The sequence below is a fragment of the Nonomuraea sp. NPDC005692 genome (genome assembly GCF_040631115.1).
Taxonomy (GTDB): domain Bacteria; phylum Actinomycetota; class Actinomycetes; order Streptosporangiales; family Streptosporangiaceae; genus Nonomuraea.
The window spans coordinates 39,021-62,111 of sequence record NZ_JBEXYU010000041.1; the positions used below are offsets into that span (position 1 = coordinate 39,021).

At 71.4% G+C, this 23,091-nt stretch carries 20 protein-coding genes and 1 pseudogene; 10 read left to right on the top strand and 11 right to left on the bottom strand.

All coding sequences use genetic code 11. The annotated features are described in order from the left end of the window. Positions 1-45 precede the first annotated feature (45 nt). The gene (locus tag ABZ459_RS46430) at positions 46-825 is read left to right on the top strand and encodes a DNA-formamidopyrimidine glycosylase family protein (RefSeq protein ID WP_357985690.1); all 780 of its coding nucleotides are present in this window, start codon (positions 46-48) and stop codon (positions 823-825) included. On the opposite strand, the gene ABZ459_RS46435 is transcribed toward ABZ459_RS46430, so the two are convergent. From ABZ459_RS46435 to ABZ459_RS46460, 6 genes are all read right to left on the bottom strand, one after another. Continuing rightward, positions 822-1,178: a helix-turn-helix transcriptional regulator gene (locus tag ABZ459_RS46435; protein WP_352323171.1), complete on the bottom strand. Its 357-nt coding sequence runs from the start codon at positions 1,176-1,178 to the stop codon at positions 822-824. The two genes, ABZ459_RS46430 and ABZ459_RS46435, sit on opposite strands and share 4 nt — an antisense overlap. 286 nt (positions 1,179-1,464) lie before the next feature. Then, on the bottom strand, positions 1,465-1,956 hold the full coding sequence (locus ABZ459_RS46440) for a nicotinamide-nucleotide amidohydrolase family protein (protein ID WP_357985693.1): 492 nt from the start codon (positions 1,954-1,956) through the stop codon (positions 1,465-1,467). 8 nt (positions 1,957-1,964) lie between these two features. Beyond that, on the bottom strand, positions 1,965-2,537 hold the full coding sequence (gene pgsA, locus ABZ459_RS46445) for a CDP-diacylglycerol--glycerol-3-phosphate 3-phosphatidyltransferase (protein WP_357985696.1): 573 nt from the start codon (positions 2,535-2,537) through the stop codon (positions 1,965-1,967). Then, the gene (gene rimO / locus ABZ459_RS46450; RefSeq protein ID WP_357985699.1) at positions 2,534-3,943 is read right to left on the bottom strand and encodes a 30S ribosomal protein S12 methylthiotransferase RimO; all 1,410 of its coding nucleotides are present in this window, start codon (positions 3,941-3,943) and stop codon (positions 2,534-2,536) included. The genes pgsA and rimO overlap by 4 nt, the downstream gene beginning before the upstream one ends. Positions 3,944-4,001: 58 nt before the next feature. Next, positions 4,002-4,766: a helix-turn-helix domain-containing protein gene (locus tag ABZ459_RS46455; RefSeq protein WP_357985702.1), complete on the bottom strand. Its 765-nt coding sequence runs from the start codon at positions 4,764-4,766 to the stop codon at positions 4,002-4,004. Between the two features lie 77 nt (positions 4,767-4,843). Continuing rightward, positions 4,844-7,354 (bottom strand): DNA translocase FtsK, encoded by a 2,511-nt coding sequence (locus tag ABZ459_RS46460; protein WP_357985705.1) that lies wholly within the window; start codon positions 7,352-7,354, stop codon positions 4,844-4,846. A gap of 123 nt (positions 7,355-7,477) precedes the next feature. Here ABZ459_RS46460 and ABZ459_RS46465 point away from each other — a divergent pair, with 123 nt between their 5' ends. Further along, positions 7,478-8,296, top strand: a complete 819-nt coding sequence (locus ABZ459_RS46465) for a metallophosphoesterase (RefSeq protein WP_357985708.1) — start codon at positions 7,478-7,480, stop codon at positions 8,294-8,296. Here the strand turns inward: ABZ459_RS46465 and ABZ459_RS46470 are convergent. Beyond that, on the bottom strand, positions 8,280-8,987 hold the full coding sequence (locus ABZ459_RS46470; RefSeq protein ID WP_357985711.1) for a GntR family transcriptional regulator: 708 nt from the start codon (positions 8,985-8,987) through the stop codon (positions 8,280-8,282). The two genes, ABZ459_RS46465 and ABZ459_RS46470, sit on opposite strands and share 17 nt — an antisense overlap. Before the next feature lie 78 nt (positions 8,988-9,065). On the opposite strand from ABZ459_RS46470, the pseudogene ABZ459_RS46475 reads away from it, so the two are divergent. The 3 genes and pseudogenes from ABZ459_RS46475 to ABZ459_RS46485 form a co-directional block, all read left to right on the top strand. Beyond that, positions 9,066-10,136: pseudogene (locus ABZ459_RS46475) on the top strand (MFS transporter); the annotation flags it as partial. A gap of 118 nt (positions 10,137-10,254) precedes the next feature. Beyond that, complete coding sequence (locus ABZ459_RS46480; protein ID WP_357985783.1) at positions 10,255-10,686, top strand: MFS transporter; 432 nt, start codon at positions 10,255-10,257, stop codon at positions 10,684-10,686. Between the two features lie 51 nt (positions 10,687-10,737). Then, positions 10,738-13,200: a SpoIIE family protein phosphatase gene (locus ABZ459_RS46485; RefSeq protein ID WP_357985714.1), complete on the top strand. Its 2,463-nt coding sequence runs from the start codon at positions 10,738-10,740 to the stop codon at positions 13,198-13,200. On the opposite strand, the gene ABZ459_RS46490 is transcribed toward ABZ459_RS46485, so the two are convergent. The 3 genes from ABZ459_RS46490 to ABZ459_RS46500 form a co-directional block, all read right to left on the bottom strand. Continuing rightward, a complete protein-coding gene (locus ABZ459_RS46490) occupies positions 13,190-14,125 on the bottom strand; it encodes an aldose epimerase family protein (protein ID WP_357985717.1) in 936 nt (311 codons plus the stop codon). The two genes, ABZ459_RS46485 and ABZ459_RS46490, sit on opposite strands and share 11 nt — an antisense overlap. Continuing rightward, entirely contained in the window at positions 14,122-15,084 is a 963-nt protein-coding gene (locus ABZ459_RS46495; RefSeq protein WP_357985719.1) for a LacI family DNA-binding transcriptional regulator, read from the bottom strand. Before ABZ459_RS46495 ends, ABZ459_RS46490 begins: the two co-directional genes overlap by 4 nt. 82 nt (positions 15,085-15,166) lie before the next feature. After that, positions 15,167-15,961 (bottom strand): NAD(P)-dependent oxidoreductase, encoded by a 795-nt coding sequence (locus ABZ459_RS46500; RefSeq protein WP_357985722.1) that lies wholly within the window; start codon positions 15,959-15,961, stop codon positions 15,167-15,169. Positions 15,962-16,096: 135 nt separating this feature from the next. Here ABZ459_RS46500 and ABZ459_RS46505 point away from each other — a divergent pair, with 135 nt between their 5' ends. The 5 genes from ABZ459_RS46505 (at position 16,097) to ABZ459_RS46525 (ending at position 20,945) form a co-directional block, all read left to right on the top strand. Continuing rightward, positions 16,097-17,404, top strand: a complete 1,308-nt coding sequence (locus ABZ459_RS46505; protein ID WP_357985725.1) for a sugar ABC transporter substrate-binding protein — start codon at positions 16,097-16,099, stop codon at positions 17,402-17,404. After that, the gene (locus ABZ459_RS46510; RefSeq protein ID WP_357985728.1) at positions 17,401-18,327 is read left to right on the top strand and encodes a sugar ABC transporter permease; all 927 of its coding nucleotides are present in this window, start codon (positions 17,401-17,403) and stop codon (positions 18,325-18,327) included. Before ABZ459_RS46505 ends, ABZ459_RS46510 begins: the two co-directional genes overlap by 4 nt. Beyond that, positions 18,324-19,184, top strand: a complete 861-nt coding sequence (locus ABZ459_RS46515) for a carbohydrate ABC transporter permease (RefSeq protein ID WP_357985730.1) — start codon at positions 18,324-18,326, stop codon at positions 19,182-19,184. The genes ABZ459_RS46510 and ABZ459_RS46515 overlap by 4 nt, the downstream gene beginning before the upstream one ends. 66 nt (positions 19,185-19,250) lie before the next feature. Then, positions 19,251-20,012, top strand: a complete 762-nt coding sequence (locus tag ABZ459_RS46520) for an IclR family transcriptional regulator (RefSeq protein ID WP_357985733.1) — start codon at positions 19,251-19,253, stop codon at positions 20,010-20,012. A 24-nt stretch (positions 20,013-20,036) separates the two neighbouring features. Continuing rightward, the gene (locus tag ABZ459_RS46525; protein WP_357985736.1) at positions 20,037-20,945 is read left to right on the top strand and encodes a 5-dehydro-4-deoxyglucarate dehydratase; all 909 of its coding nucleotides are present in this window, start codon (positions 20,037-20,039) and stop codon (positions 20,943-20,945) included. A gap of 642 nt (positions 20,946-21,587) precedes the next feature. Here ABZ459_RS46525 and ABZ459_RS46530 read toward each other — a convergent pair. After that, entirely contained in the window at positions 21,588-23,060 is a 1,473-nt protein-coding gene (locus ABZ459_RS46530) for an aldehyde dehydrogenase (NADP(+)) (protein ID WP_357985739.1), read from the bottom strand. Positions 23,061-23,091: the final 31 nt, after the last annotated feature.

A 23,091-nucleotide genomic window follows, 5' to 3' on the forward strand; every position in this document is an offset into this window, starting at 1 on the left:
CGTGGCCGCCGTCCCGGCCGGGATGCGGGTACCTAGACTGGAGGGATGCCCGAGGGAGACGCCGTCTACCGCACCGCGGCGCGCCTGCGTGGCGCGCTCGACGGCCGCGTGCTGACCAGGTCGGACTTCCGCGTCCCGCGGCACGCCACGGCGGACCTGAGCGGCCGTGCGGTGCTCACCACGGTCTCCAGGGGCAAACATCTGCTGACCCGGGTCGAGGGCGGCCTGACCGTGCACACCCACCTGCGCATGGACGGAAGCTGGCGGGTCATGCCCGCGGGGCGGCGCACGGCCGGCGGCGACCAGGTGCGGCTGATCCTGGCCAACGAGGAGTGGCAGGCGGTGGGGATCAAGCTCGGCATGGTCGACCTGGTCACGACCGCCGACGAGGAGCGGCTGGTGGGGCACCTGGGGCCTGACCTGCTGGGCGCCGACTGGGATCCGGGCGAGGCCGTGCGAAGGCTACGAGCGGCACCGGACAGGACGATCGGCGAAGCGCTGCTCGATCAGCGCAACCTGGCGGGGATCGGCACGATCTATCGCGCCGAGACCCTGTTCCTGCGCGGGGTCTGGCCGTGGAAGAAGGTCGGGGAGATCAGGGATCTCGAAGGGCTCGTCACGCTGGCCCACCGGCTGCTGGAGGCCAACAAGGGGCATGGCGGCACGGTGACGACAGGTGATCGCCGCCCGGCGAACCAGACCTGGGTCTACGGCAGGGCAGGGAGACCCTGTCGCCGATGCGGCACGCGCATCAGCCGCGGGGAGATGGGGGCACAGCCACAGGAAAGGCTGATCCTGTGGTGTGGTGGCTGCCAGCCGCGTTAGGCCGCCACCATGTCCTTGACCTCGGGGAACACGGTGTCGCCGATCGAACCGGGAACCGTCTCGGCAAGGGGCAGGCGCTCGTGCTCGGGCATATCGGCCAGAACAGGCGCGGCCTGGAGCTCCGCCAGCGCGAACTGGTCGGAAACCTCACGCAACACCTGCGAGAGCGGCACTCCGAGGGCACCGCAAATGGACGCGAGCAGCTCGGACGAGGCTTCCTTCTGGCCACGCTCGACCTCGGAAAGATAACCGAGCGAGACACGCGCCAGCGTGGACACCTCGCGTAGCGTGCGCCCCTGACGCACCCGCAACCGCCTCAGCACGTCACCGAGCAGCTGACGCAGCAGAATCATCTGTCGCTCCCTCCCCGGCGTGGATGTCTTCACCACGCCCCGCGCGATCGGATCGTGCCGCACATTGGTCTTCTTGGCTTCGTACATACTCCTCGCCGTCATCATGGGGCGTCGCCTCCCCGGGTCTGCCGCTCGTGCCTGGTCGCGCGACTCATCAGGCCCGCCTGCCGGGCGCTCGGTGCTTGCAGTTGGCTCACGGACCTCACTCACAGCTCCACCGTACCCGTATCCACCGACACCGCGTCAGACCGTGCTTCGCATGTTCGCTCGGGACGTAACACGGTAATCATCCGGAATGTTCCCCTTTGTTGGCCTTCAGCACACCTGCAAGGAGATCGACTGCCTCGTCCACCGTCCTTACCCGGATACGTTCGCGCGACCCCTCAAGGCTCAACTCACGCACCAGGTTCTCCCCGCCGGGGCCGTGGACCGCGGCGTACACCAGGCCCACGGGCTTTCCGTCCTGCGGCTCGGGGCCGGCCACACCCGTCACGGCCAGCCCGTAAGCCGCCCCGCACACCCGGGCGACCCCCTCGGCCATCGCCGCGGCCACCTCGGGATGCACGGCCCCCTCGCGCCGCAGCAGCTCGCCGGGCACGCCCAGCAGATCGCGCTTGAGATCGGTGGCGTAGGAGATCACCCCGCCCCGGTACGCCTTGGACGCCCCCGGGACCGACGTGAACGCGGCCCCGATGAGCCCGCCGGTCAGCGACTCGGCCACCGCCACGGTGGCGTCGTGCCGCACCAGCAGGGCCAGAACCTCGGCCACGTCCGCCATCGCTCAGATCACTCCCCACGCGCCCGTCTGGCGACCTGGCGCAGCTTGACCGCCCGTACGAGATAGTCGACGCCCGTCGCGACGGTCACGACCAGGGCCGCGCCCATCACCACCCAGCGCAGCGGGTCGGGCACCCCGGGCAGGATGTAGAGCACGATGGCGGCGATCTGCAGCACGGTCTTGACCTTGCCGCCGTAGCTGGCCGGGATGACCGCGTGCCGCAGCAGGACCAGCCGGAGCAGGGTGATGCCCAGCTCGCGGCCCAGGATCACGATCGTGACCCACCACGGCAGCTCGTCGAGGATCGACAGGCACACCAGCGCCGCCCCGGTGAGCGCCTTGTCGGCGATCGGGTCGGCGATCTTGCCGAAATCGGTGATCAGCCCGTAGCGGCGGGCCAGCTCGCCGTCGAGGTGGTCGGTGATCGAGGCGACCCCGAACACCCCCAGGGCGGCCAGCCGCCAGCCGGTGCCGGGCAGGAACAGGCATGCGACGAAGAAGGGGACGAGCGCCAACCGGAGGACCGTGAGGACGTTGGCGATGTTCCACGGGCTTACCACGCGGCGCTCGTCCCTGGTCATGGACTGGCCTTGATGCGCGCGATCAGGTCAACCCCCTCGGCGTCGACCACGACCGCGCGCACGATCTGTCCCTTGACCAGGCCGATGCCCTGGACCGTCACCGAGCCGTCGACCTCCGGGCCCTGGTGGGCGGCCCGGCCCTCGTAGCCGCCGTCTCCCAGGTCGTCGTCGATGAGAACGTCGACCTCCGTGCCGATGCGCTCCTCCGCGCGCTGGGCGGTCAGCTCCTCCGCCAGCTCGGTGAGCACGCGCACGCGCTCGTCGATGACCTCCTGGTCGAGCTTGCCCGGCAGGCCGGCCGCCTCCGTGCCGTCTTCGTCGGAGTAGCCGAACACGCCGATCACGTCGAGCCTGGCCTGCTCCAGGAAGCCGACCAGCTCGCCGAACTCCTCCTCGGTCTCGCCCGGGAAGCCCACGATGAAGTTGGAGCGCACGCCCGCCTCGGGAGCGCCCTTGCGCACGCTCTCCAGGAGGCCGAGGAAACGCTCGGGGTCGCCGAAACGGCGCATCCGGCGCAGGACGCCCCCGCTGGCGTGCTGGAAGGACAGGTCGAAATAGTCGGCCACGCCCTCGGTGGCGGTGATGACGTCGATCAGCCCCGGCCGCAGCTCGGCGGGCTGCAGGTAGCTGACCCGCACCCGGTCGATGCCCGGCACGGCGGCGAGCTGCGGCAGCAGCTTCTCCAGCGCCCGCAGGTCGCCCAGGTCCTTGCCGTAGGAGGTGGAGTTCTCCGAGACCAGGACGAGCTCGCGCACGCCGCGATGAGCCAGCCAGTCGGCCTCGGCGAGCAGCTCGTCGGGGTTGCGCGAGACGTAGGCCCCCCGGAAGGCCGGGATGGCGCAGAACGTGCAGCGCCGGTCGCAGCCCGAGGCCAGCTTGAGCGAGGCGACCGGGCTCTCGTCGAGGCGCTTGCGCAGCACGCGCGGGCCGCTGGCGGGCGCCAGCCCGTCGGGCAGCTCGCCGTGGCCCGGGATACCGGTCTTGGGCGCGCTGCCGCGCTCGACCGGCGAGATGGGCAGCAGCGTGCGGCGGTCGCGCGGCGTGTGCGGCTTGAGCGGACGCCCGGCCAGCACGTCGTCGAGCCGGCCGCCGATCTCGGTGTAGTCGTCGAAGGAGATGACGGCGCTCGCCTCGGGCAGTGCCTCAGCCAGCTCGTTGCCGTAGCGCTCGGCCATGCAACCCGCGGCCACCACCTTCGCCCCGGAGTCGGCGGCGGCGAGCAGCGTGTCGATGGAGTCTTTCTTGGCCGAGTCAATGAAGCCACACGTGTTGACGACGACGACGTCGGGGTCGTCGTCGCCCAGCTGCCAGCCGGCAGCCTCGAGTCGCGCGGCCAGCTCCTCGGAGTCGACCTCGTTGCGCGCGCAGCCCAGGGTGATCAGCGATGCGGTTCGGCGGGATGACATGGTGAACACTACGGTATCGGGAGTTGGCCACCACCTGATGCACGGCCTCCCCGCCGGACTACCGCGGAGGCGTCGCGTCGAGGCCGAACGAGCGGCTCACCATCTCCCCCCGGCCCCCGAGTTTGTCCACCTTCTTGCCGTTGACCTGCAAGGACACCGCTCCGGCGTCACCGAGGAGCAGGCTGACCTTCTCGGCGGCCTGCCAGGTCGAGCTGTCTCCGGCCTTCAACATCCCGGCGAAGAGCATCCGGCCCTGACCGTCGCGCACGTTGACGTACGACGTACGCCTGGCCTTGATCTTCAGGGTGACCATGTTCTTGCCCGGCTTGCCCTTGGCCGCCGCGGCGCGGGGCCCCTCGGTGATGGGCGTGTTCGGCGGCACGCTGGGCTTGGGCGTGATGGCGTGCACGTCGGCCGTGCGCACCTGGTCGCTTGCGCCGCCGAGCACCCGCACCGTGCCGAACACCACCACGACGGCCAGCGCCACGCCGAGCGCCATCGTCCAGTTGGGCCCCCGGCGCTCGCGCAGGGCGAGCGTGCGGTCGGCCTGGAACACGGCTGCGGCGCGGACGGGCTGCGGCGCCCCGCCGTGTTGCTGGTCGAACAGGTGGACCATCGCCTCGGGATCGAGCCCGACGACCTTGGCTATGGCCTTGACGTGACCGCGGGCGTAGAACGCCCCCCCGCACTGGTCGTAGTCTTCCTGCTCCATCCGATTGATGATCGTTTCTCGGATCCGGGTCGCCGCGCTGACCTGCGCGACCGTCATTCCCGCCGCCTGCCTGGCCGCTGCCAGCATGGCCCCGATGCTCTGTTCCTGCACAGCGAACGCCTCCCCACCACGACAGTGCGTAGTGGTTCATATTCAATCAGTTATCGCCGTGGACCTGTGCATTGGGGTCATTCGCCACGCAGGTCGGCCAGCAACCCGGGCAGATCGTCCGGTTTCACCAGCACTTCGCGGGCCTTGGAGCCTTCGCTGGGGCCCACCACGTTGCGGCTCTCCAGCAGGTCCATCAGGCGTCCGGCCTTGGCGAAGCCGACGCGCAGCTTGCGCTGCAACATCGAGGTCGAGCCGAACTGGGTGGTCACGATCAGCTCGGCGGCCTGGATCAGCAGGTCGAGGTCGTCGCCGATCTCCTCGTCGATCTCCCGCTTGACCGGCGCGGCGGCCACGTCGTCGCGGTACTCGACCTGCATCTGCTCCTTGCAGTGCGCGACGATCTCGGCGATCTCCTTCTCCGAGACGTACGCGTTCTGGATCCGGATGGGCTTGCTCGCGCCCATCGGCAGGAACAGCGCGTCACCCTGGCCGACCAGCTTGTCGGCGCCCGGCTGGTCGAGGATGACCCGCGAGTCGGTCAGCGACGACACCGCGAAGGCCAGCCTGGACGGCACGTTGGCCTTGATCAGGCCGGTCACGACGTCGACCGAGGGACGCTGGGTGGCGATCACCAGGTGGATGCCGGCCGCGCGGGCGAGCTGCGTGATGCGCACGATCGAGTCCTCGACGTCGCGCGGGGCCACCATCATGAGGTCGGCCAGCTCGTCCACGATCACCAGCAGGTACGGGTACGGCTGGTAGACCCGCTCGCTGCCCGGCGGCGGCACCAGCTTGCCCGCGCGCACGGCCTTGTTGAACTCGTCGACGTGCCGGAACCCGCTGGCGGCCAGGTCGTCGTAGCGGCGGTCCATCTCGCCCACGACCCATTCCAGGGCCTCCGCGGCCTTCTTCGGGTTGGTGATGATGGGCGTGATGAGGTGCGGGATGCCCTCGTAGACGCTGAGCTCGACGCGCTTGGGGTCGACCAGCACCATGCGCACCTCGTCGGGGGTGGAGCGCATGAGGATGCTGGTGATGAGGCCGTTGACGCAGACCGACTTGCCGGCGCCGGTCGCGCCCGCGATGAGCAGGTGGGGCATCTTGGCGAGGTTCGCGACGATGGTACGTCCCTCGACGTCCTTGCCCAGGCCCACGATCATCGGGTGGTGGTCGGCCTGGGCCACCTGCGAGCGCAGCACGTCGCCGAGCGCGACCAGGTCCTTGTCGGCGTTGGGGATCTCGACGCCGATCGCCGACTTGCCGGGGATCGGGGACAGGATCCGGACGTCGGCCGACTTGACGGCGTAGGCGATGTTCTTGGTGAGGGCGGTGACCTTCTCCACCTTGACCGCCGGGCCCAGCTCGATCTCGTAGCGGGTGACCGTCGGGCCGCGGGTGAAGCCGATCACCTGCGCGTCGATGGTGAACTGCTCCAGCACGCTGGTCAGCGCGTTGACCACGGTCGTGTTGGCCTTGGTCTGCGGCTTGGGCGCGGTGCCGGGCTTGAGGAACTGCAGGTCGGGCAGACTGTACGGCCCCGCCTGCGGCGACAGCACGAGCTGCTCGACCTTGCGCGGCGCGGGCGTGGGCTCCGGCGGCTCCGGCCTGCGCTCCGGCACGGACGCTTCCTCGTCCGCGGGCCCGTCGACGAGCCCCGGCACGATCTCCGGCGAGTGGTCGGCCAGCTTGTCCTTCTCGGCGAGGACCGGCGTGTCGTACGGCTTGACCGTCTCGGCGCCCTCGACGTCCGCCTTCTTGGTCCGCGGCCGGCGCTTGGCGGGCTCGCGCGGCGCGAGCGGCTCGGCGTGCCGCTCGAACAACATGTGCCGCAGCTCCGACAGCCGCTCGGGGATGCGGTGGACGGGCGTGGCGGTGATCACCAGCACGCCGAACCCGGACAGGAGCAGCAGCAGCGGGATCGTGATCCAGGACGGCAGGATGCTCATCGGCGGCGCCGACACGATGAACCCGATCATGCCCCCGGCGGCCGACACCTTGTCCATGCCCTGCCCCTGGCCCGCCGGGTAGGGGGTGTCGTTGGCCACGTGGATGACGCCGAGCACGCCGACCATGAGCGCGCTCCACCCGATGACCATGCGGCCGGTGTCGGCGTTCTGGTCGGGGTGGCGCAGGTAGCGCCAGGCCAGCAGGCCGAGCAGCAGCGGCAGCGCCCAGGCCAGCGAGCCGAACACGGCGTGCACGACGGTGTTCACGACGCCGGAGACCGTGCCTTCGGCATTGCGCCAGGTCATCGCGGCCAGCACGATCGCGCCGGCCAGCACCGACAGGCCCACGCCGTCGCGCCGGTGTGCGGGGTCGAGCTCGCGGGCGTTCTTGCCGAGCGCGCGGGCGGTGCTGCCGATGCCGTTGGCGAGCAGCATCCACAGCCCGACGATCAGCTTGCCGATCATCGTGAAGACCCAGCTGATCGGGTCGGGATGGGTCACGGAGGACTTGCGGCCGGAGCTCGCGGCCTTCGCCCTCGGTCGCCCCGCCGCCGTGGCCGGCCGCTTCGCGGGGGTCGATCGAGGCGAGGTCGACCGCTTCGCCGGCCCCTTCGATGCGCTTTTCGGCGTACGGGTGGCCATGATGCCAAAGGTACGTCGGAGACGGCGTCGCACGCGCGGAGACGCGCCGTGCGCCCGAAATGTCCTATTCTATTCATATAGATGACTGATCACGTTCAGTGGCGTCGCGCATCGTCCGCAGTCATGACGTACACGCTGATCCATCTCACCGACGTCCATGTCGTACCCGAGGGGCCGCTGCACGGCTCGGCGGACCCGGTGGGGGCCCTGCGGGCCGCGCTGGCCGCCGTCCTGGCCTCCGGGGTGGACGTCTCCGCCGTCGTCCTGTCGGGGGACCTGGCCTCGTACCGGCTGCTGGCGGAGGCGGTCGGGGAGGCCGCACGCGCGCTCGGCGCGGTCGTCGTGACCGCCATGGGCAACCACGACGAGCGCGCCGCCTTCCGCGCGGGCCTGGCCGGGCTGAACGCCGCCGCCCGCCCGCGCGCAGTGGAGGGCCCCTGGGACGCCGTCACGATGGCGGGCGGCCTGCGGCTGGTCGCACTGGACACCTCCGCGCCCGGCCGCCACCACGGCGAGCTCGACGACGACCAGCTCGCCTGGCTGGCGGACACGCTCGCCACGCCCGCGCCCGACGGCAGCGTGCTGGTGCTGCACCACCCGCCGATCCCCAGCGTGCTGCCCCTCATGGACGGCATCGGCCTGCGCGAACCCGAACGGCTGGCCCGCGTGCTGGCGGGGACGGACGTGCGGCTCGTGCTGGCCGGTCACACGCACAGCGCGAGCGCCGGCACGCTGGCCGGAATCCCGGTCTGGGTGGGCCCCGGCAGCGCCTACGCCGCCGACACCATGCCCCCGGCGGGTCGCACGCGGGCGCTGCCGCTGCAGGCGTTCACCCGCGTGGACCTCGGCCCGTCAGGGGCGCTCGCCACGCTCGTGCCGCTGTCGGCCGCGCCGCCGGTCTACGAGCTGGACACCGAGGTCCTGCTCAGTCATATCGGGTGACGAACGAGATCATGTCGCCGCGGCAGCGCCGCTCGACATGACACAGGGGCTGCCCGTCGTGCGTGAGCAGCCCCTCCCGCACCAGCACCGCCTCGCCCGCCTGCATCTCCAGCATGCTCTGGTCGTGCAGGTCGGCGGGCTCGGCCGAGATGGCGTGCCAGGCGTAGCGGTAGGCGTGGCCGGCCGCCTCCAGCGAGGCGAGCACGCCCGCCTTGGCGTCGAGGCGCAGCCCGGCCAGCTCGGGGGCCAGGCGGTAGCGGCTGAACACGCAGGGCCGCTCGGCGTTGCGGAGCAGGGTGGTGATCTCGTGCACGACGCCGCCGGGCAGCCGCAGGTGCCCGGCCGCCACGGCATGCGCCACCTCCGCGCGCTCCACGACCCGCTCGCCGCCGCCGAACACGCCCGCCATGCCCGCGATGTCCGAAGGACGATGCCGGCGCGTCTCGGGGTCGACGGAGACCTCGATGCGGCGCGGCGCCCGCCTGACGAAGCTCCCGAGCCCCTGCCGGGTCTCGACCAGGCCGGCCTTGCGCAGCTCCACCATCGCCTGGCGGGCGGTCAGCCGGTGGACGCCGTAGCGCTCGGCCAGCGCGTCCTCGGTCGGCAGGCGCTCGCCCGGCGCCAGCTCGCCCGACTCGATGGACCTGCCGAGGACTTGGGCGATCTCCCGGTAGCGGGCTTGTCGTGGCACGTGAACACCTTAAAGGTGCCGCAGGGTTCATCCTCCGGCCACATGCGGGCAGCCTTCCCGCGGACCGTCCACTCATATATGACCCATGCCCCTCCTGAACCTCCGGGACGTCGCCACCGCGACCTCCCTGCGTCCGGGCGTGCTCTACTGCTCGGCGCAACCGCACACGCTCACCCCCGAGGACGCCCGGCTGGTCGCCGGCCTGCGGCTCTGCCCGCCGACCTGGACCTCGGCGACCTGTACGCCGCCCTCCTCCGCCACCGGGCCGCCTGGTTCGCCGAGGTGGTCGCCGAGATCGCCGACGGGCTGCCCGCGCTCGTGCACTGCGCGGCCGGCAAGGACCGGACCGGCATGGTCGTCGCCCTGATCCTCGACCTGCTCGGCGTGGACCACGAGGCCATCGTGCGCGACTACGCACTGACCGCACGGGCACTCCCCCAGGTCCTGGCCATGCTCGGCCTGTCCGAGGCTCCCGGGGTGTCCGGGGGCGTGCCGGCCGCGTTGCTCGACGCGCCCGAGAGCGCGATGCGCACGTTCCTGACCACCCTGGACGAACTCGGCGGCACCGAGAAGTTCCTGCTCGCCCACGGGCTGGCCGAGCTCTGCTACGCCGCCGCCGGCGCGCTGCCGCTCGTCCTCGGGCTGGGGCTGAAGATCCAGGAGATCGCCCCGGCGGGCAAGGAGACCACGCTCGGCCTGGTCACCGCCCTCGGCGGGGTGGCCACCGTGATCGCCAACCCGGTCTCTGGCCACCTGTCGGACCGGACCGCCGGCCGGTACGGCATGCGCCGTCCCTGGATCCTCGGCGGCTCGCTCACCGACCTGGCCGGCCTGCTCCTGCTCGCGACGGCCGGTTCCGTCCCCCTGGTCGCGCTGGGCTGGATCGTCGCCGTCTGCGGCTACCAGGCCATGGTGGCCGGCCTGACCGCCACGGTCGTGGACCAGTTCCCGGCCGAGCGCCGGACGCGGGTGGCCGGGGTGTTCTCGATGTGCAACATCGTGGGCGTCGTGCCCGCGATGGCGGTCGCCCAGGTGTTCAAGGGCTCGCTGGTCACGGCGTTCGCGGTGTGCGGGGCGCCGGCCGTGGCCGCCGCGCTCGAGCTGTGGGTGGCGCTGCCGGACCGCCGGCTCGATCCGGCCCGGCGGCGGCCGGTGAGCGCGCGCAGCCTGGCCTCGGCGCTGCTGGTGCTGCCCGCGCCTGACGACGATCGTCAGCACGCTGCTGTCCGGCCTGCTGGCCTACCTCGGCGGGCGCTGGGCGGCCAGGATCGGCAGGGGGCGGCCGTTCGTCCTGTGGGCGACCGTGATCCTGGCCGCCATGCTGCTGCTCAAGGCGGCGACCGCGAGCGTGGCCGTCGTGGTGCTGGTCGCCGTGGTCTCGGGGGCGGCGACCGGCGTCTACTACGCGGTGGACCTCGGCATGGTGACCCAGGTGCTGCCCGACGAGCGCGAGGCCGGGCGCTTCCTGGGCGCGTTCGCGATGGCCAGGCACCTGCCGTCGGCGGTCGCGCCCGCCCTCGCGCCGGTGCTGCTCGGCGTCGGCAGCGACCCCTTCGCCCCCGGCCCCAACTACTTCCTGCTCTTCCTGGCCTGCGCGGTCGTGACGGCCGCCGCGGCGCCGTTGGTCGGCCTTCTCCGGGACGTGCGCCAGCCGGGAGCACCTTCTTCACAACCGGAGGTATCAACGGCACCCATCTGACACTCTGACTGTGACCGAACTGCCACAACGAGTGATGTTCTAGGACGCACAGTGGACACGACCAGAGTGTCGAGCACAGCCTTCGACGGCACTCCGCACGCCCCGGCGCACGCGCGCCGCTTCATCCGCCAGGTGCTCGGCGAGTGGCGCCTCAGCCACCTGACGGAGGACGCGGTGCTGCTGACCAGCGAGCTCGTCACCAACGCCGTGGTGCACGCGGGCACCGGCATCGAGCTGACCTGCCGCCTCGACGTCGCGGCGAGCCCGGCCAGGCTGGAGATCGAGGTCGACGACCACCGGCCAGGCAGGACGGTCCCGACCCCCGAGGCCATGTCCACCGACCCCGCGCGCACGTCCGGGCGCGGGCTGGCGCTGGCCGCCATGCTGGCCGACGCCTGGGGCGTCACCTACACCAGGACCGCCAAACGGGTGTGGGTCCGCATGGAGCTGACCGACGGGCCCGACCACCAGGAGGTCATGGTCGGCACGCCGGGCCTGGCGCCCGCCAGCGTGGCCGCGCCCATCGAGGGCCTGCACGTCGGGGTGCTGCTCGCCGACGGCGACGGCACCGTGCTGTCGTGGAACTCCGAGGCCGAGCACCTGCTGGGCTGGACGTGCGAGCAGACCGTCGGCAGGCCGCTGGCCGACCTGGTGGCCTGGCGCGGCCACGGCCCGTACGCGATGTCCCTGGCCGGCACCCTGTCCCTGGGCCGCTGGCGGGGCGAGGCGCGCATGCGCCACCTCGACGGCCGGCTGATCCCCGTCTACGTCTCCCACGTGCGCAGCCGCGGCGGCCAGGACGACCGGCGGTCGGTCTGGATGATGGTGGCCGGCGACCACCGCTACGTGCTGACGCCGCCGGCCGCGCCGCTGCGCAGGGAGGCCGGGCGGCGGATCAAGGACCTGCTGGACCGGGACATGCCGTTCGCGGAGCTGCTGGACACCATCGCGCGGATCGTCCAGACCAGCAGCGGCGGCGACGCGGCGTACGTGCTGCTGGCCGCCGAGGGCGGCGACCGGTTCGGCGTGGCGGCGGGCGCGGGCGCGACGGCGGGGCTGGTCGGGGTGCTGGCCGCGGGCGTGTTCGGCCCCGACGGCAGGACACCGTCGATGATCGACGACCTGCTGGCCGGCGACGTCGAGCTGGCCCAGCAGCTGCGGGCCAGGTCGCTGGCGTGCGCACCGATGAGCGTGGGCGGCGAGGTGACCGGCTACATCGTGGTGACCGCGGCTCAGCCGGGCCGCTTCGACCAGGAGCTCACGGTCAGCCTGCAGCACATCGCCGACCAGGTGGCCGTGCCTGTGCAGCGCGAGCGGCTGGCCGAGCGCGAGCGCGCCCACCGGGGCCGGCTGTCCTTCCTGGCCGAGGCGGGCGAGCTGCTGGCCGGGGTGCACGACGAGGAGCTGATCGCCGCGCTGACCGCGCAGCTCGTCGTGCCCAAGATCGCGACGTGGGCGGCGGTCTACCTGACCGATCTGGCGGGCATGACCAGGCTCGCCCACGTCTGGCACAGCGAGGAGCGTTACAACGCCAACCTGCGCAGGTCGCTGCCGGCGATCCCGCGTACCGCGCTCAACGAGGTGAGCTGGCCGGTCGGCCCCGAGACCGTGCTGTCGTTCCCGCTGCTCACGCAGGGCAGGTCGCACGGCGCGCTGGTGATCGGCCGCGCCGAGCCGACCCTGCCGCTGGAGCTGGCCGACCTGCTGGCCGACCTGTGCCGGCTGGTCGCGCTCAACCTGCACACCGCCATGCTGTACGCCCGCCAGGCGACCACCTCCCGGGTGTTGCAGCGCAGCCTGCTGCCCATGCGCGTGGCCCCGATGCCGGGCCTGGAGTCGGCGGTCGTCTACGAGCCGGCCGAGGAGGGCGCCGACGTGGGCGGCGACTTCTACGACCTGTTCACCGTCTCCGACCACTGGTGCTTCGCCCTCGGCGACGTGTGCGGCAGCGGCCCCGAGGCGGCCGCGGTGACCGGCCTGGCCCGGCACGCCGTCCGGCTGCTGGCCAAGGAGCACTACACGGTGGCCGACATCCTCGACCGGCTCAACCAGGCCCTGCTGGAGGAGGGCGACGACGGCCGTTTCCTGAGCCTGCTGTGCGGCGAGCTGATCCCGCTGCCCCAGGGCGGCGCACTGTGCACGATCGCGTCCGCCGGGCACCCGCCGCCGCTGCTGCTGCGCGCCGACGGCGTGGTCGACACGGTGGCCGCGCCGCAGCTGCTGCTCGGCGTCGAGGCCGGCGCCAGGTTCTACGTCGAGACGTTCGAGCTGGCGCCGGAGGAGGTGCTGCTGTGCGTCACCGACGGCGTGACCGAGCGGCGCGACGGCGACCGGCTGCTCGACGACGACGACGGCCTGTCGGCGCTGCTGTCCACCTGCCGCGGACTGAGCGCCCACGCGGTGGCCGAACGCGTGCGGCACGCGGTCGAGACGTTCGCCCAGGAGCCGTCGCAGGACGACGTGGCGCTGCTGGTCATCAAGGCCGCGACGGAGCTGCGCGGGGTCAGGGCGTGAAGCGGTAGGTGGTCGAGGAGGTGTGGCGCTCGCCGGGCCGCAGCACGGTGGAGGGGAAGTGCGGCTGGTTCGGCGAGTCGGGGAAGTGCTGGGTCTCCAGGCACAACCCGGCGAAGGGCCCGTACGGCGTGGCCACCCCGTCGAGCATGCCGCCCGTGTAGAACTGCACGGCCGGTTCCGTGGTGGTCACCCGCATGGTCAGGCCGCCCGCGCTGACCTCGATGTCGCCGTCGAGCACGTAGCAGTGGTCGTAGGCGCCGCCCATCCGCTCGCCCGCCGCGTGCGGCTCGGTGAAGTCGAAGGGGGTGCCCTTGACCGGGGCGAGCTCCCCGGTTGGGATCTTGCCGTCGTCCACGGGGAGGTAGTGGGCGGCGTCCAGCCTGACCACGTGGCCCAGCACGTCGCCGCCGCCGGTCAGGTTGAAGTAGGAGTGGTTGGTGAGGTTGAGCACGGTCGGCGCGTCGGTCTCGGCGGCGTAGTCGAGGCGGAGGGCGTCGTCCTCCAGGGTGTAGGTGACCGCGGCGGTGAGCGTGCCGGGGTAGCCCTGGTCGCCGTCGGGGCTGGTCAGTTCGAGGGTGACGGAGGCGGGGGTGCGGGCGGTGATCGTCCACACCTTGCTGTCGAAGCCTTCGGTGCCGCCGTGCAGGCTGTTGGGGCCGTTGTTGACCGGCAGGCGGTGCTCGCGGCCGTCGAGGGTGAAGCGGCCGCCGGCGATGCGGTTGCCGTAGCGGCCGACCACGGCGCCGAAGTAGCGGCTGCGGGTGCGGTAGTCCGCCAGCGTGTCCAGGCCGAGCACGACGTCGCGGCCGGAGACCTCCAGCGAGCGCAGGACGGCGCCGTAGGTCAGCACCTCGGCGCGCAGCCGTCCTGACGACAGCTCCACGCGCTCGACGGTCTCACCCGACGGCAGCGTTCCGAAGATCATGAGTGGGCCCTTCCCGTGGACTCGCGGACGATGAGGTCGGTGTCCAGGTTGATCACCGCGCCCTCGCCCTCTGACTGCAGCAGCAGGTCGACCGCCATCCGCCCGGCCACCGCGGCGGGCATCGTCACCGTGGTGAGCTTGGGCCGGCCGAGCCGTCCCGGCAGGATGTCGTCGAACCCGATCACGCTGATCCGGCCCGGCACCTCGATGTCCATCGCGGTGAGCCCTTCGATGAGGCCGAGCGCGACGAGGTCGTTGTAGGCCAGCACGCCGGTCGCCCCGCAGGCGGCCACCTCCGGCGCCACCGCCAGGCCGCCGGACCCGGTGGGCTGGTTGGGGCCGAAGAAGAGCAGGTCGAGGCCCGGCATCTCGGCCGCGGCGGCCTGCATCTCGTTGCTGGTCCACGAGCCGGGCGGGCCGGACAGCAGGGCGATCCTGCGGTGGCCGAGCCCGGCCAGGTGCTCCAGCGCGAGCCTGGCGCCCTTGCCGACGTCCATCAGCACCGCGGGCATGCCCTTGATCCGCCGGTTGACCAGCACGAACGGCACGTCCTCCGCCAGGCGTTCGATCATCCGGTTGGACAGCCGGGGGCTGCACAGCAGCACGCCGTCCACCTGCTTGGCGAACGTGCGGATCAGCTCCTCCTCGACCCGCGGATCCTCGTCGGTGTCGGCCACGAAGACGTGGTAGTCGCGCCCTCGCGCCTGCGCCTGCGCGGCCTTGATCAGCGGCGGGAAGAAGGGGTTGGCGATGTCGGCGACGATGAGGCCGAGGTTGAACGTGCGCCCGGTCGTCAGCGCCCTGGCCGCCCTGTTGGGCCGGTAGCCGAGGTCGTCGGCGGCGGCCAGCACCCGGTTGCGCGTGGCAGGATTGACCAGGTGCGGCGCCGAGAACGTGCGCGAGACGGTCGACACGTGCACGCCGCAGGCGCGGGCGACGTCTTTGATCGTCACCGTCATGGCCGTCCTCCTTGCAAACGGTTGCCAGAGCCAAGCCTTGACCTTCGATGGTCCTGACGTCAAGGTTTCTGCAACCGTTTGCCTACCACGAACCGCCGAGTTCGTTGAGCGTGAACACCCCGCCGGCGCGGTCGTGCACCGGGTCCGACAGGTCGGGCTCGCCCTGTTCGGCGACGAGGACGGCGGCCTGCGGCTCGGAGTCGTCGCGGGGCTCGTAGCCGAGGCGGCGGGCCTCCCGCAGCGACCACCACCGGCGGGCGTTGTCCGAGACGCCCCAGACGACGTGGTAGCCGGGCGCGACCAGCGCGGCCTCGACCAGGCGGGCGAGGTCGCCGGGCGAGATCCAGGTGGCCAGGCCGCGGGTGTCGGCCGAGCCCTCGTTGCAGGTGCCGAGCCTGATCACGGTCACGTTCATGCCGAACCGGTCGTGGTACAGGCTGCCCAGGGCCTCCATGACGACCTTGCTGACGCCGTAGAAGGTGTCGGGGCGCGGGAAGGCGTAGTCGGGCAGGTCCGAGCCGTCCCGCGGCCTGGTGTGGAAGCCGGCCGCGTGGTGGCTGCCCATGAGCACCAGGTGCCGGACGCCCTCGTTCCTGGCGGCCTCCATGAGGACCTGGGTGCCGTGGACGTTGGCGTGCACGATGTCCTCCCACGGGTGCTCGCGGCTCTGGCCGCCCAGGTGGAGGACGGCGTCCACGCCCTTCATGGCCTCGGCCATGGCCGCGCGGTCGGCCAGGTCGGCGCCCGCCCATTCCTCGTCCGGGCCCGGCTCGACCGGCTGGAGGTCGGAGAGCCGCAGCGTACGGCCTGGACGGGCGAGCCGGGGACGGAGCAGCGTGCCGACTTTTCCCGCGGCGCCGGTCATCAGAATGCGCATGCCAACCGTTGTACACAATTCTGATTCAAATTCACATACTTGAATATTGACCGCCTTGTGCCGCGATAGTTACCGTCACAGGAACGAGTTCATGCACACGACACGTGTCCACGTATGTGAACGGGAGGCGGTCTAATGTCACGCCGCTTGCTGGGGGCCGCGCTCGCCGCGGCCCTGGCCGCAACGCTGACGGGCTGCGGTTCCGGGGGATCGGGCAAGAACGACACGCTGGAGATCTGGATCAGGCAACCGCCCGACTCCGATTCCGCGAAGACGGCGGTGAAACTGGCCGACGCATTCACCAAGGCCGCCGGCGTCAGGACCAAAGTCGTCGCGCTCTTCGACGACTTCGAGACGAAACTCAACCAGCAGGCCGCCCAGAAGGCGCTTCCCGACATCGTCATCAACGACACCGCCCAACTCGGCAACATGCATTCGCAGGGCTGGCTGCAGGAGGTCGACAAGGGCCGGCTGGCCGGCGGCGACCAGCTCTCGGACCTGGCCTGGAAGGCGGCCACCGGCTCCGACGGCAAGTTCTACGGCGCGCCCTTCTCCGCACAGGCCTTCGCCCTCATAGTGCGCAGGGACTGGCGCGAGAAGGTCGGCATGCGACCACCGGCCACCTGGGCGGACCTGGCCGCGCTGGCCCGCGCCTTCACCGAGAAGGACCCGGACGGCAACGGGCAGAAGGACACCACGGGCTTCGTGATCCCGGCCGGCACCAAACGCGGCTACGCCTCCTGGTACGCCTCGTCCCTCGTCTACGCCAACGGCGGCGACTTCGTGAAGCCCACCGGACCCGGCAAGTTCGCCGCGATGACGGACGACCCCAGGACGGTCGAGGCCGTCAAGTACCTCCAGGACCAGTTCTGCACGGCCAAGACGGTCAACCCGGGCGCGGTGAGCAACGACACCACCGTCACCCACGAGGTGTTCGAGAAGGGGCAGGGCGGCATCTACCTGGTCGGACCGTACGTGCTGGCCCGGTTCGTCAAGAGCGTCGGGACCGACAGGATCGAGGTGCTGCCGGTGCCCAAGGGCCCGTCCGGCGGCCCCGGCACCCTCGGCGAGGGCGAGAACGTCTACCTCATGGTCGGCTCGGACCTGGCCGACGCCCAGAAGAAGTTCGCCGAGTTCGCGATCTCTCCCGAAGGCCAGCGGATCGGCATGAACAAGGACGCCAACGGCGCCATCGTCCGCCTGCCCGTGAACAAGGGCGTCGACCTGGCCGCCGAGCGGCAGGACCCGCGCTGGAAGGTGTTCCAGGAGTCCTACGAGCACGCCGTCTACGCGCCGCCGGTGCCCAACTGGGCGCCCATCCGGCAGGACTCGGCCGACGTCATCAACACCGTGTGGGCCGACTGCGCCGCCGACGTCCAAGCCAAGATGGCCGAGCTGACCGCCAGGCTCAACCAGGAACTGCGGAGTCAGAAAGCGTCATGACCGCGACCGCCACGGGGACGCCGGCCACGACGGCCGCCCCGCGCCGCCGCGCCGGGCGGGCGCGGCGGCGCGGAACGCTGGTCGCCTGGCTGTTCCTCGCGCCCGCCCTGCTGCTGTTCCTCTACTTCAAGTTCATCCCGATGGCCCTGGGCCTGTGGAAGAGCTTCAACAAGGTCCAGTACGCCTCCGACGAATGGGTCGGCCTCGACAACTACCGCACGATCATCGCGGACGACGCGTTCGTCTCGGCCGTCTGGCACAGCCTCGTGCTGGCGCTCGGCACCACGGTCGGCTCGCTCCTGCTCGGGCTCGTGCTCGCGCTGCTCATCGAGGGGCCCGCCCGTTACCTGTGGTTCGTCAGGACCGCGGCCTTCCTCCCGGTCGTCACCACGATGGCGGCGGTGGCCGAGGTGTGGCGGATCATGTTCCATCCGGGCGACACCGGCCTGCTCAACGTCGTCATCGGCTGGGTGGGCGTCGATCCGCAACCGTGGCTGGGCAGCGAGGACTCCTCGCTCTGGTCGATCATGATGATGAGCGTCTGGCGCGGGACGCCGTACGACATGATGATCTTCCTGGCCGGGCTGGTCGGCGTGGACCGCAGCCTGTACGAGGCCGCCGCCGTCGACGGCGCCGCCACCCGGCACCGGCTGCGGCACATCACGTTGCCGGCGTTGCGGCCGGTGTTCTGGATCCTGTTCACGCTGGCGGCCATCCGCGGGCTGCGGGTGTTCGTCGAGGTCTACGTCCTGACCAACGGCGGCCCCAACGGCTCGTCGGAGGTGCTGATGACGCTGATCTACAAGCTCGGCTTCCAGAAGAACGAGCTGGGGGTGGCCGCGGCGGGCGGGATCGTGCTCTTCCTGGCCACGCTGGCGCTCACCCTGGTCGTGCAGACGCTGCGCAGGAGGCAGGCGACATGAGGTTCGACAGCGCCCTGGGCCTGGAGGCGCGCAAGGGGCCGGCGGCCACCGCCGGGAAGGTGGTGCTCTACTCGGCGATGGTCCTGGTCTTCACCGGGCCGCTGATAGGGCTGCTGGTCAGCGCGTTCAGCAGGACGCTCGACCCGACGTCCTTCTCGTTGTGGCCGGACGACCTCACGCTGGAGAACTTCGTCCAGGCCGGGGAGAAGAACGTCTACCTGTACCTGGTCAACTCCTTCGTCGTCGTGGGGTTCGGGCTGCTGCTGCAACTGCTGGTGAGCGTGTTCGCGGCGTACTCGCTGGCGCGCAGGAGGTTCCGCGGCATGACCGTGGTGATGCTGCTCATGCTGGCCACGATGATGCTGCCCGAGGAGATCATCGCGATCCCGCTGTCGCTCGTCCTCGCCGACCTGCCCGTCCTGCACCTCAACCTGATCGGCACGTACGCCGGGATGATCCTGCCCGTCGGCGCCTGGGGCTTCTCGATCCTGGTCATGACGGAGTTCATGAAGGAGGTGCCGGTCGAGCTGGAGGAGGCCGCTCGCATCGACGGCGCGGGCGAGCTGCGCATCTTCGCGACGATCATCGTGCCGCTGTGCCGTCCGGCGCTCGGCGTGATCGGCGTCTTCGGCTTCACCATGATCTGGGACCAGTACCTGCTGCCGCTGATCGTCTCGACGGACTCCAGCACCTGGACCCTGCCCATCGCCCTGCGTTCCCTCCGCTCCGACGAGGAGGTCGGCATCGGCGTGCTGCTCGCGGCCTCCCTGCTGGCGCTGCTGCCGTCGATCATCGCGTTCCTGGCGTTCCAGCGGCAGTTCATGCGGGGTCTGACAAGTGGCGCGATCAAGGGTTGATGTCCATGTATCTGGACGGGATCCCATATCCTGACACCCTGAAGCCGCCGCCGAGATGGGACGAGTATGGAGCCACAGCTGGTCAAGTCCGCCGAGCGGACCGTACGCATCCTGGAGACCCTGGCGGAGTCCTCCGCCCCCATGACGCTGTCGGAGCTCCAGCGGCGCACCGGCTTCCCGCGCAGCAGCCTCCACGCCCTCATGCGCACCCTCGTCGAGCTCAACTGGGTCGAGACCGACACGACCAGGTCGGCGTTCGGGATCGGGCCGCACGCCCTGCTGACCGGCACCGCCTACCTCGACAAGGACCCGGCCCTGCGCTTCGCCCAGGAGACCCTGGAGGACCTGCGGGACGAGATCGGCCAGACCGTGCACTTCGCCCGCAGGGACGAGGCCCACGTCCTCTACCTGGCCACCCGCGAGTCGCGCGAGGCCGGCCACGTGATCCCCAGGGTGGGCCGGCGGCTGCCCGCCCACGTCACCGCGCTCGGCCAGGTGCTGCTCGCCCAGCTCACCGACGACGAGGTCGTGGCCCTGCTGCCCGACCCGCTGCGGGCGCTGACCGAGCACACCATCACCGACCTGACCAAGCTGACCGGCGAGCTCGACCAGGTGCGCACCCGCGGCTGGGCCCTCGAACGCGAGCAGGGCACCCCCGGCGTGGCCTGCGTGGCCGTGGCGGTCGACTACCGCATCCCGGCCACCGACGCGATCAGCTGCTCGATGCCGGCCGCGCTGCCGCCCGCCGAGATCGAGCGGATCACCGAAGCGGTGATCAAGCACACCCGCAAGCTGGCTGCCACTCTGCGCAGGGAGGGCATCCGCTAGACCCCCTCGTTGGAAGGACTGCCGATGCGGCTGGATGGTGTTCTCTTCTTTCCCGTGACCCCCTTCGACGGCGACGGCGCCGTCTCGGAGCCGGTGCTGGCCGAGCACGTCTCCGCCGGGGTCGCGGCCGGGGCGGGAGCAGTGTTCGCCGCCTGCGGCACCGGTGAGTACAACGCCCTCGACCTCGCCGACTACGCCAAGGTCATGACCACGTCGGTGGCGGCGGCGCGCGGGCGCGTGCCCGTGTTCGGCGGCGCGGGCGGGCCGCTGCCCATCGCCAGGGCCGCCGCGCGGGCCGCCGCCGACAGCGGGGCCGACGGGTTGCTGCTGCTGCCGCCGTACCTGGTCAGCGCCCCGCCCGCGGGGCTGGTGCGGTACGTGCGCGAGGTCGCGGCGGCCACCGACCTGCCGGTCGTCGTCTACCAGCGGGGGAACGCGCGCTTCTCCCCCGCCGCCGTGGCCGAGCTCGCCGCCCTGCCGAACGTGATCGGCTTCAAGGACGGGCTGGGCGACCTCGACCTGCTCCAGCGCATCATCCTGACCGTCCGGGCGGCCGCGCCCGCCCGGGACTTCACGTTCTTCAACGGACTGCCCACCGCCGAGCTGACCGTGCCCGCCTACCGGGGGCTCGGGGTGAGCCTGTACTCCAGCGCGGTGTTCGCCTTCGCGCCCGAGATCGCGCTGGCCTTCCACAAGGCGGTGACGGGCGGGGACGAGATGCTCGTGCAACGGCTGCTCACCGGGTTCTACCTGCCGCTGGTGGAGTTGCGGGACCTGGTGCCGGGGTACGCGGTTTCGCTGGTCAAGGCGGGCGTACGGATGCGGGGGCTGGACGTGGGCGGCGTCCGCGCCCCCTTGACGGACCCGACCCCCGACCACCTGGCCACCTTGCGCCACCTCACCACAAAAGGCCTCGAACTAGCCGCGTCCTGACCCCGGGCGCCACTCCGACCAGAGGCGACGCCGGGGGCTATCAGCCCCCATCGCCATCACAACACGCCCTGCCATCCCTCAGCCCCCGGCCGACCTGTCGCGCCACCCTCCTCCGAGAAGCGCCTCCCACTCGGGGCTCCAAAGCACGCCCACCCTGCATCAGACCCCCTAAGGCGAGCCCGCCCCCTCCGAACGATCCCTCAAGGCGAGCCCCACCTCAACGCGTCCCGCCCCTGAGAACGAGCGTCCCTTTCGAGGCGCCCCCACCTCAGGCCACGCTTCAAGGCGCCCCACCTCAGCCCTCCGAACAAGCGTCACCCTTCAAGACGCCTCACCTCAGCCCTCCGAACAAGCGTCGCCCTTCAAGGCAAGGCCGAACCCTCCGAGCGAACCCCTCTCAAGGGCGACCCTCAGCCCTCAAGGCGAGCCCCACCCCTCAGCGCGAGCCCACGCCTCCGAGCGCGCCTTGAAGCGAGCCCACCCCCTGAGAAGCCCCGCCCCTTCAAGACAACCCCGTCCACTCCCGAGCGAGCCCCACCCCTCACGGCGAGCCCCGCTCAAGGGCGAGCCCCCCTCAAGGGCGACTCCCCTCCGAGCGAGCCCCCTCACGGTGAGCCGCTTTCCAGGACCGCGAGCGGCCTGTCACGCCGTCTGGAGACGGCCGTCCACCCGGCGCGGGATCCCGAGGGGGTTGGCGTCCTTGAGCTCGTCCGGGAGCAGCGCCTCCGGCCAGTCCTGGTGCGCGACCGGCGCCACCCACCGCCCGATCGCCGTCGCCCCCACCGACGTGTACGCCGACGTCGAGGCAGGCCACGGCCCTCCGTGATGCATCGCCCAGCAGACCGCCACCCCGGTCGGCCATCCGTTCCAGATCAGCCGCCCCGCCTTCCGGCCGAGCACCTCGACGATCTCCTCGGCCTCGTCCGGATCACCGCCATGAACGGTCGCCGTGAGCGACCCCTCCAGCCGCTCCAGCACCCTCCTCAGCTCCGAAATTTCCCGATAAGTCACCACAACAGCCGCCGGCCCGAAGCACTCCTCCGCGATCCCCGGCAGCCGCTCGCCGAACGACTCCAGATCGGTCGTGAACACCTTGGGCGCCACCGCCCAGGCCCCCTCCCCCGGCTTCCCCTCCGCCAGCAGCGTCAGCTCGCCGAGCCGGCCGAGCCCGCCCAGATACCCGTCCCTGATCCGCTCGGCCAGCATGGGGCCGCCGCCGGTGCCCTCGACCGCCGCGACCAGCGCCTTGCGCAACTCGTCGTCCTCGGGCACGAACATGAGCCCCGGGTTCGTGCAGAACTGCCCGACCCCCAGCGTCAGCGACGAAGCGAACCCGCTCGCCACCTCCTGCGCCGGCGCCGACGGCAGCACCACCACGGGGTTGACACTGCCCAGCTCCCCGTAGAAGGGGATGGGCGTCTCCCGCTCGTCGATCAGCTTCTGGATCGCCTTGCCGCCCGCCACCGACCCGGTGAACCCGGCCGCGACCACGCGCGGGTGGCGTACCAGGTCGGCGCCCGCCTGCATCCCCTGCACCAGTCCCAGCAGGTCCGGATAGGGCAGGGCATTCCGTACGATCTTCGCCACCCGCTCGGACGTGTTCGGATGCCCCGGATGCGCCTTGACCACCACGGCACACCCCGCGGCCAGCGCCGAGGCGGTGTCCCCACCGGCCACCGAGAACGCGAACGGGAAGTTGCTCGCCGCGAACACCGCGACGACCCCGGCCAGCGGATGGTTCATGCGCCGCACGTCCGGCCGTGGCGGCGTGAGCGCCGGGTCCGCGTGGTCGATGACGGCCTCCAGGTAACCGCCGTCCCTGACGACCTGGGCGAAGAGCCGGAACTGTCCGGCCGTACGCGCCACTTCGCCCCGCAGCCGTACCTCTCCGAGCGCGGTCTCCCGGTCGGCGAGTTGCCACAGTTCGTCCACGTGCGCGGTGAGCGCGTCGGCGACGGCCTCCAACGCCGCCGCCCGCTCGTCCGCCGGGGTCGCGCGCCATGCGGCGCCGGCCGCCGTCGCAGCGGAGAGGATCAAGTCGACCCCGGCGCTGTCGGTCTCGGGCAGGCCGCTGCCCACGGTCTCACCGGTTCTGGGGTCGTATCCGTAGATCATCGAGTGGCCCTTCGAAGTCTTGACACGTTCT

What these genes read in the sequence shown, in the direction of transcription:
- ABZ459_RS46525 (WP_357985736.1), top strand. Translation starts at nt 20,037, where the DNA reads ATGCGGCTGGATGGTGTTCTCTTCTTTCCCGTGACCCCCTTCGACGGC.
- ABZ459_RS46495 (WP_357985719.1), bottom strand. Translation starts at nt 15,084, where the DNA reads ATGACGGTGACGATCAAAGACGTCGCCCGCGCCTGCGGCGTGCACGTG.
- ABZ459_RS46505 (WP_357985725.1), top strand. Translation starts at nt 16,097, where the DNA reads ATGTCACGCCGCTTGCTGGGGGCCGCGCTCGCCGCGGCCCTGGCCGCA.
- ABZ459_RS46500 (WP_357985722.1), bottom strand. Translation starts at nt 15,961, where the DNA reads ATGCGCATTCTGATGACCGGCGCCGCGGGAAAAGTCGGCACGCTGCTC.
- ABZ459_RS46530 (WP_357985739.1), bottom strand. Translation starts at nt 23,060, where the DNA reads ATGATCTACGGATACGACCCCAGAACCGGTGAGACCGTGGGCAGCGGC.
- ABZ459_RS46460 (WP_357985705.1), bottom strand. Translation starts at nt 7,354, where the DNA reads ATGGCCACCCGTACGCCGAAAAGCGCATCGAAGGGGCCGGCGAAGCGG.
- ABZ459_RS46510 (WP_357985728.1), top strand. Translation starts at nt 17,401, where the DNA reads ATGACCGCGACCGCCACGGGGACGCCGGCCACGACGGCCGCCCCGCGC.
- rimO (WP_357985699.1), bottom strand. Translation starts at nt 3,943, where the DNA reads ATGTCATCCCGCCGAACCGCATCGCTGATCACCCTGGGCTGCGCGCGC.
- ABZ459_RS46520 (WP_357985733.1), top strand. Translation starts at nt 19,251, where the DNA reads ATGGAGCCACAGCTGGTCAAGTCCGCCGAGCGGACCGTACGCATCCTG.
- ABZ459_RS46440 (WP_357985693.1), bottom strand. Translation starts at nt 1,956, where the DNA reads ATGGCGGACGTGGCCGAGGTTCTGGCCCTGCTGGTGCGGCACGACGCC.
- ABZ459_RS46430 (WP_357985690.1), top strand. Translation starts at nt 46, where the DNA reads ATGCCCGAGGGAGACGCCGTCTACCGCACCGCGGCGCGCCTGCGTGGC.
- ABZ459_RS46435 (WP_352323171.1), bottom strand. Translation starts at nt 1,178, where the DNA reads ATGATTCTGCTGCGTCAGCTGCTCGGTGACGTGCTGAGGCGGTTGCGG.
- ABZ459_RS46465 (WP_357985708.1), top strand. Translation starts at nt 7,478, where the DNA reads ATGACGTACACGCTGATCCATCTCACCGACGTCCATGTCGTACCCGAG.
- ABZ459_RS46515 (WP_357985730.1), top strand. Translation starts at nt 18,324, where the DNA reads ATGAGGTTCGACAGCGCCCTGGGCCTGGAGGCGCGCAAGGGGCCGGCG.
- ABZ459_RS46490 (WP_357985717.1), bottom strand. Translation starts at nt 14,125, where the DNA reads ATGATCTTCGGAACGCTGCCGTCGGGTGAGACCGTCGAGCGCGTGGAG.
- pgsA (WP_357985696.1), bottom strand. Translation starts at nt 2,537, where the DNA reads ATGACCAGGGACGAGCGCCGCGTGGTAAGCCCGTGGAACATCGCCAAC.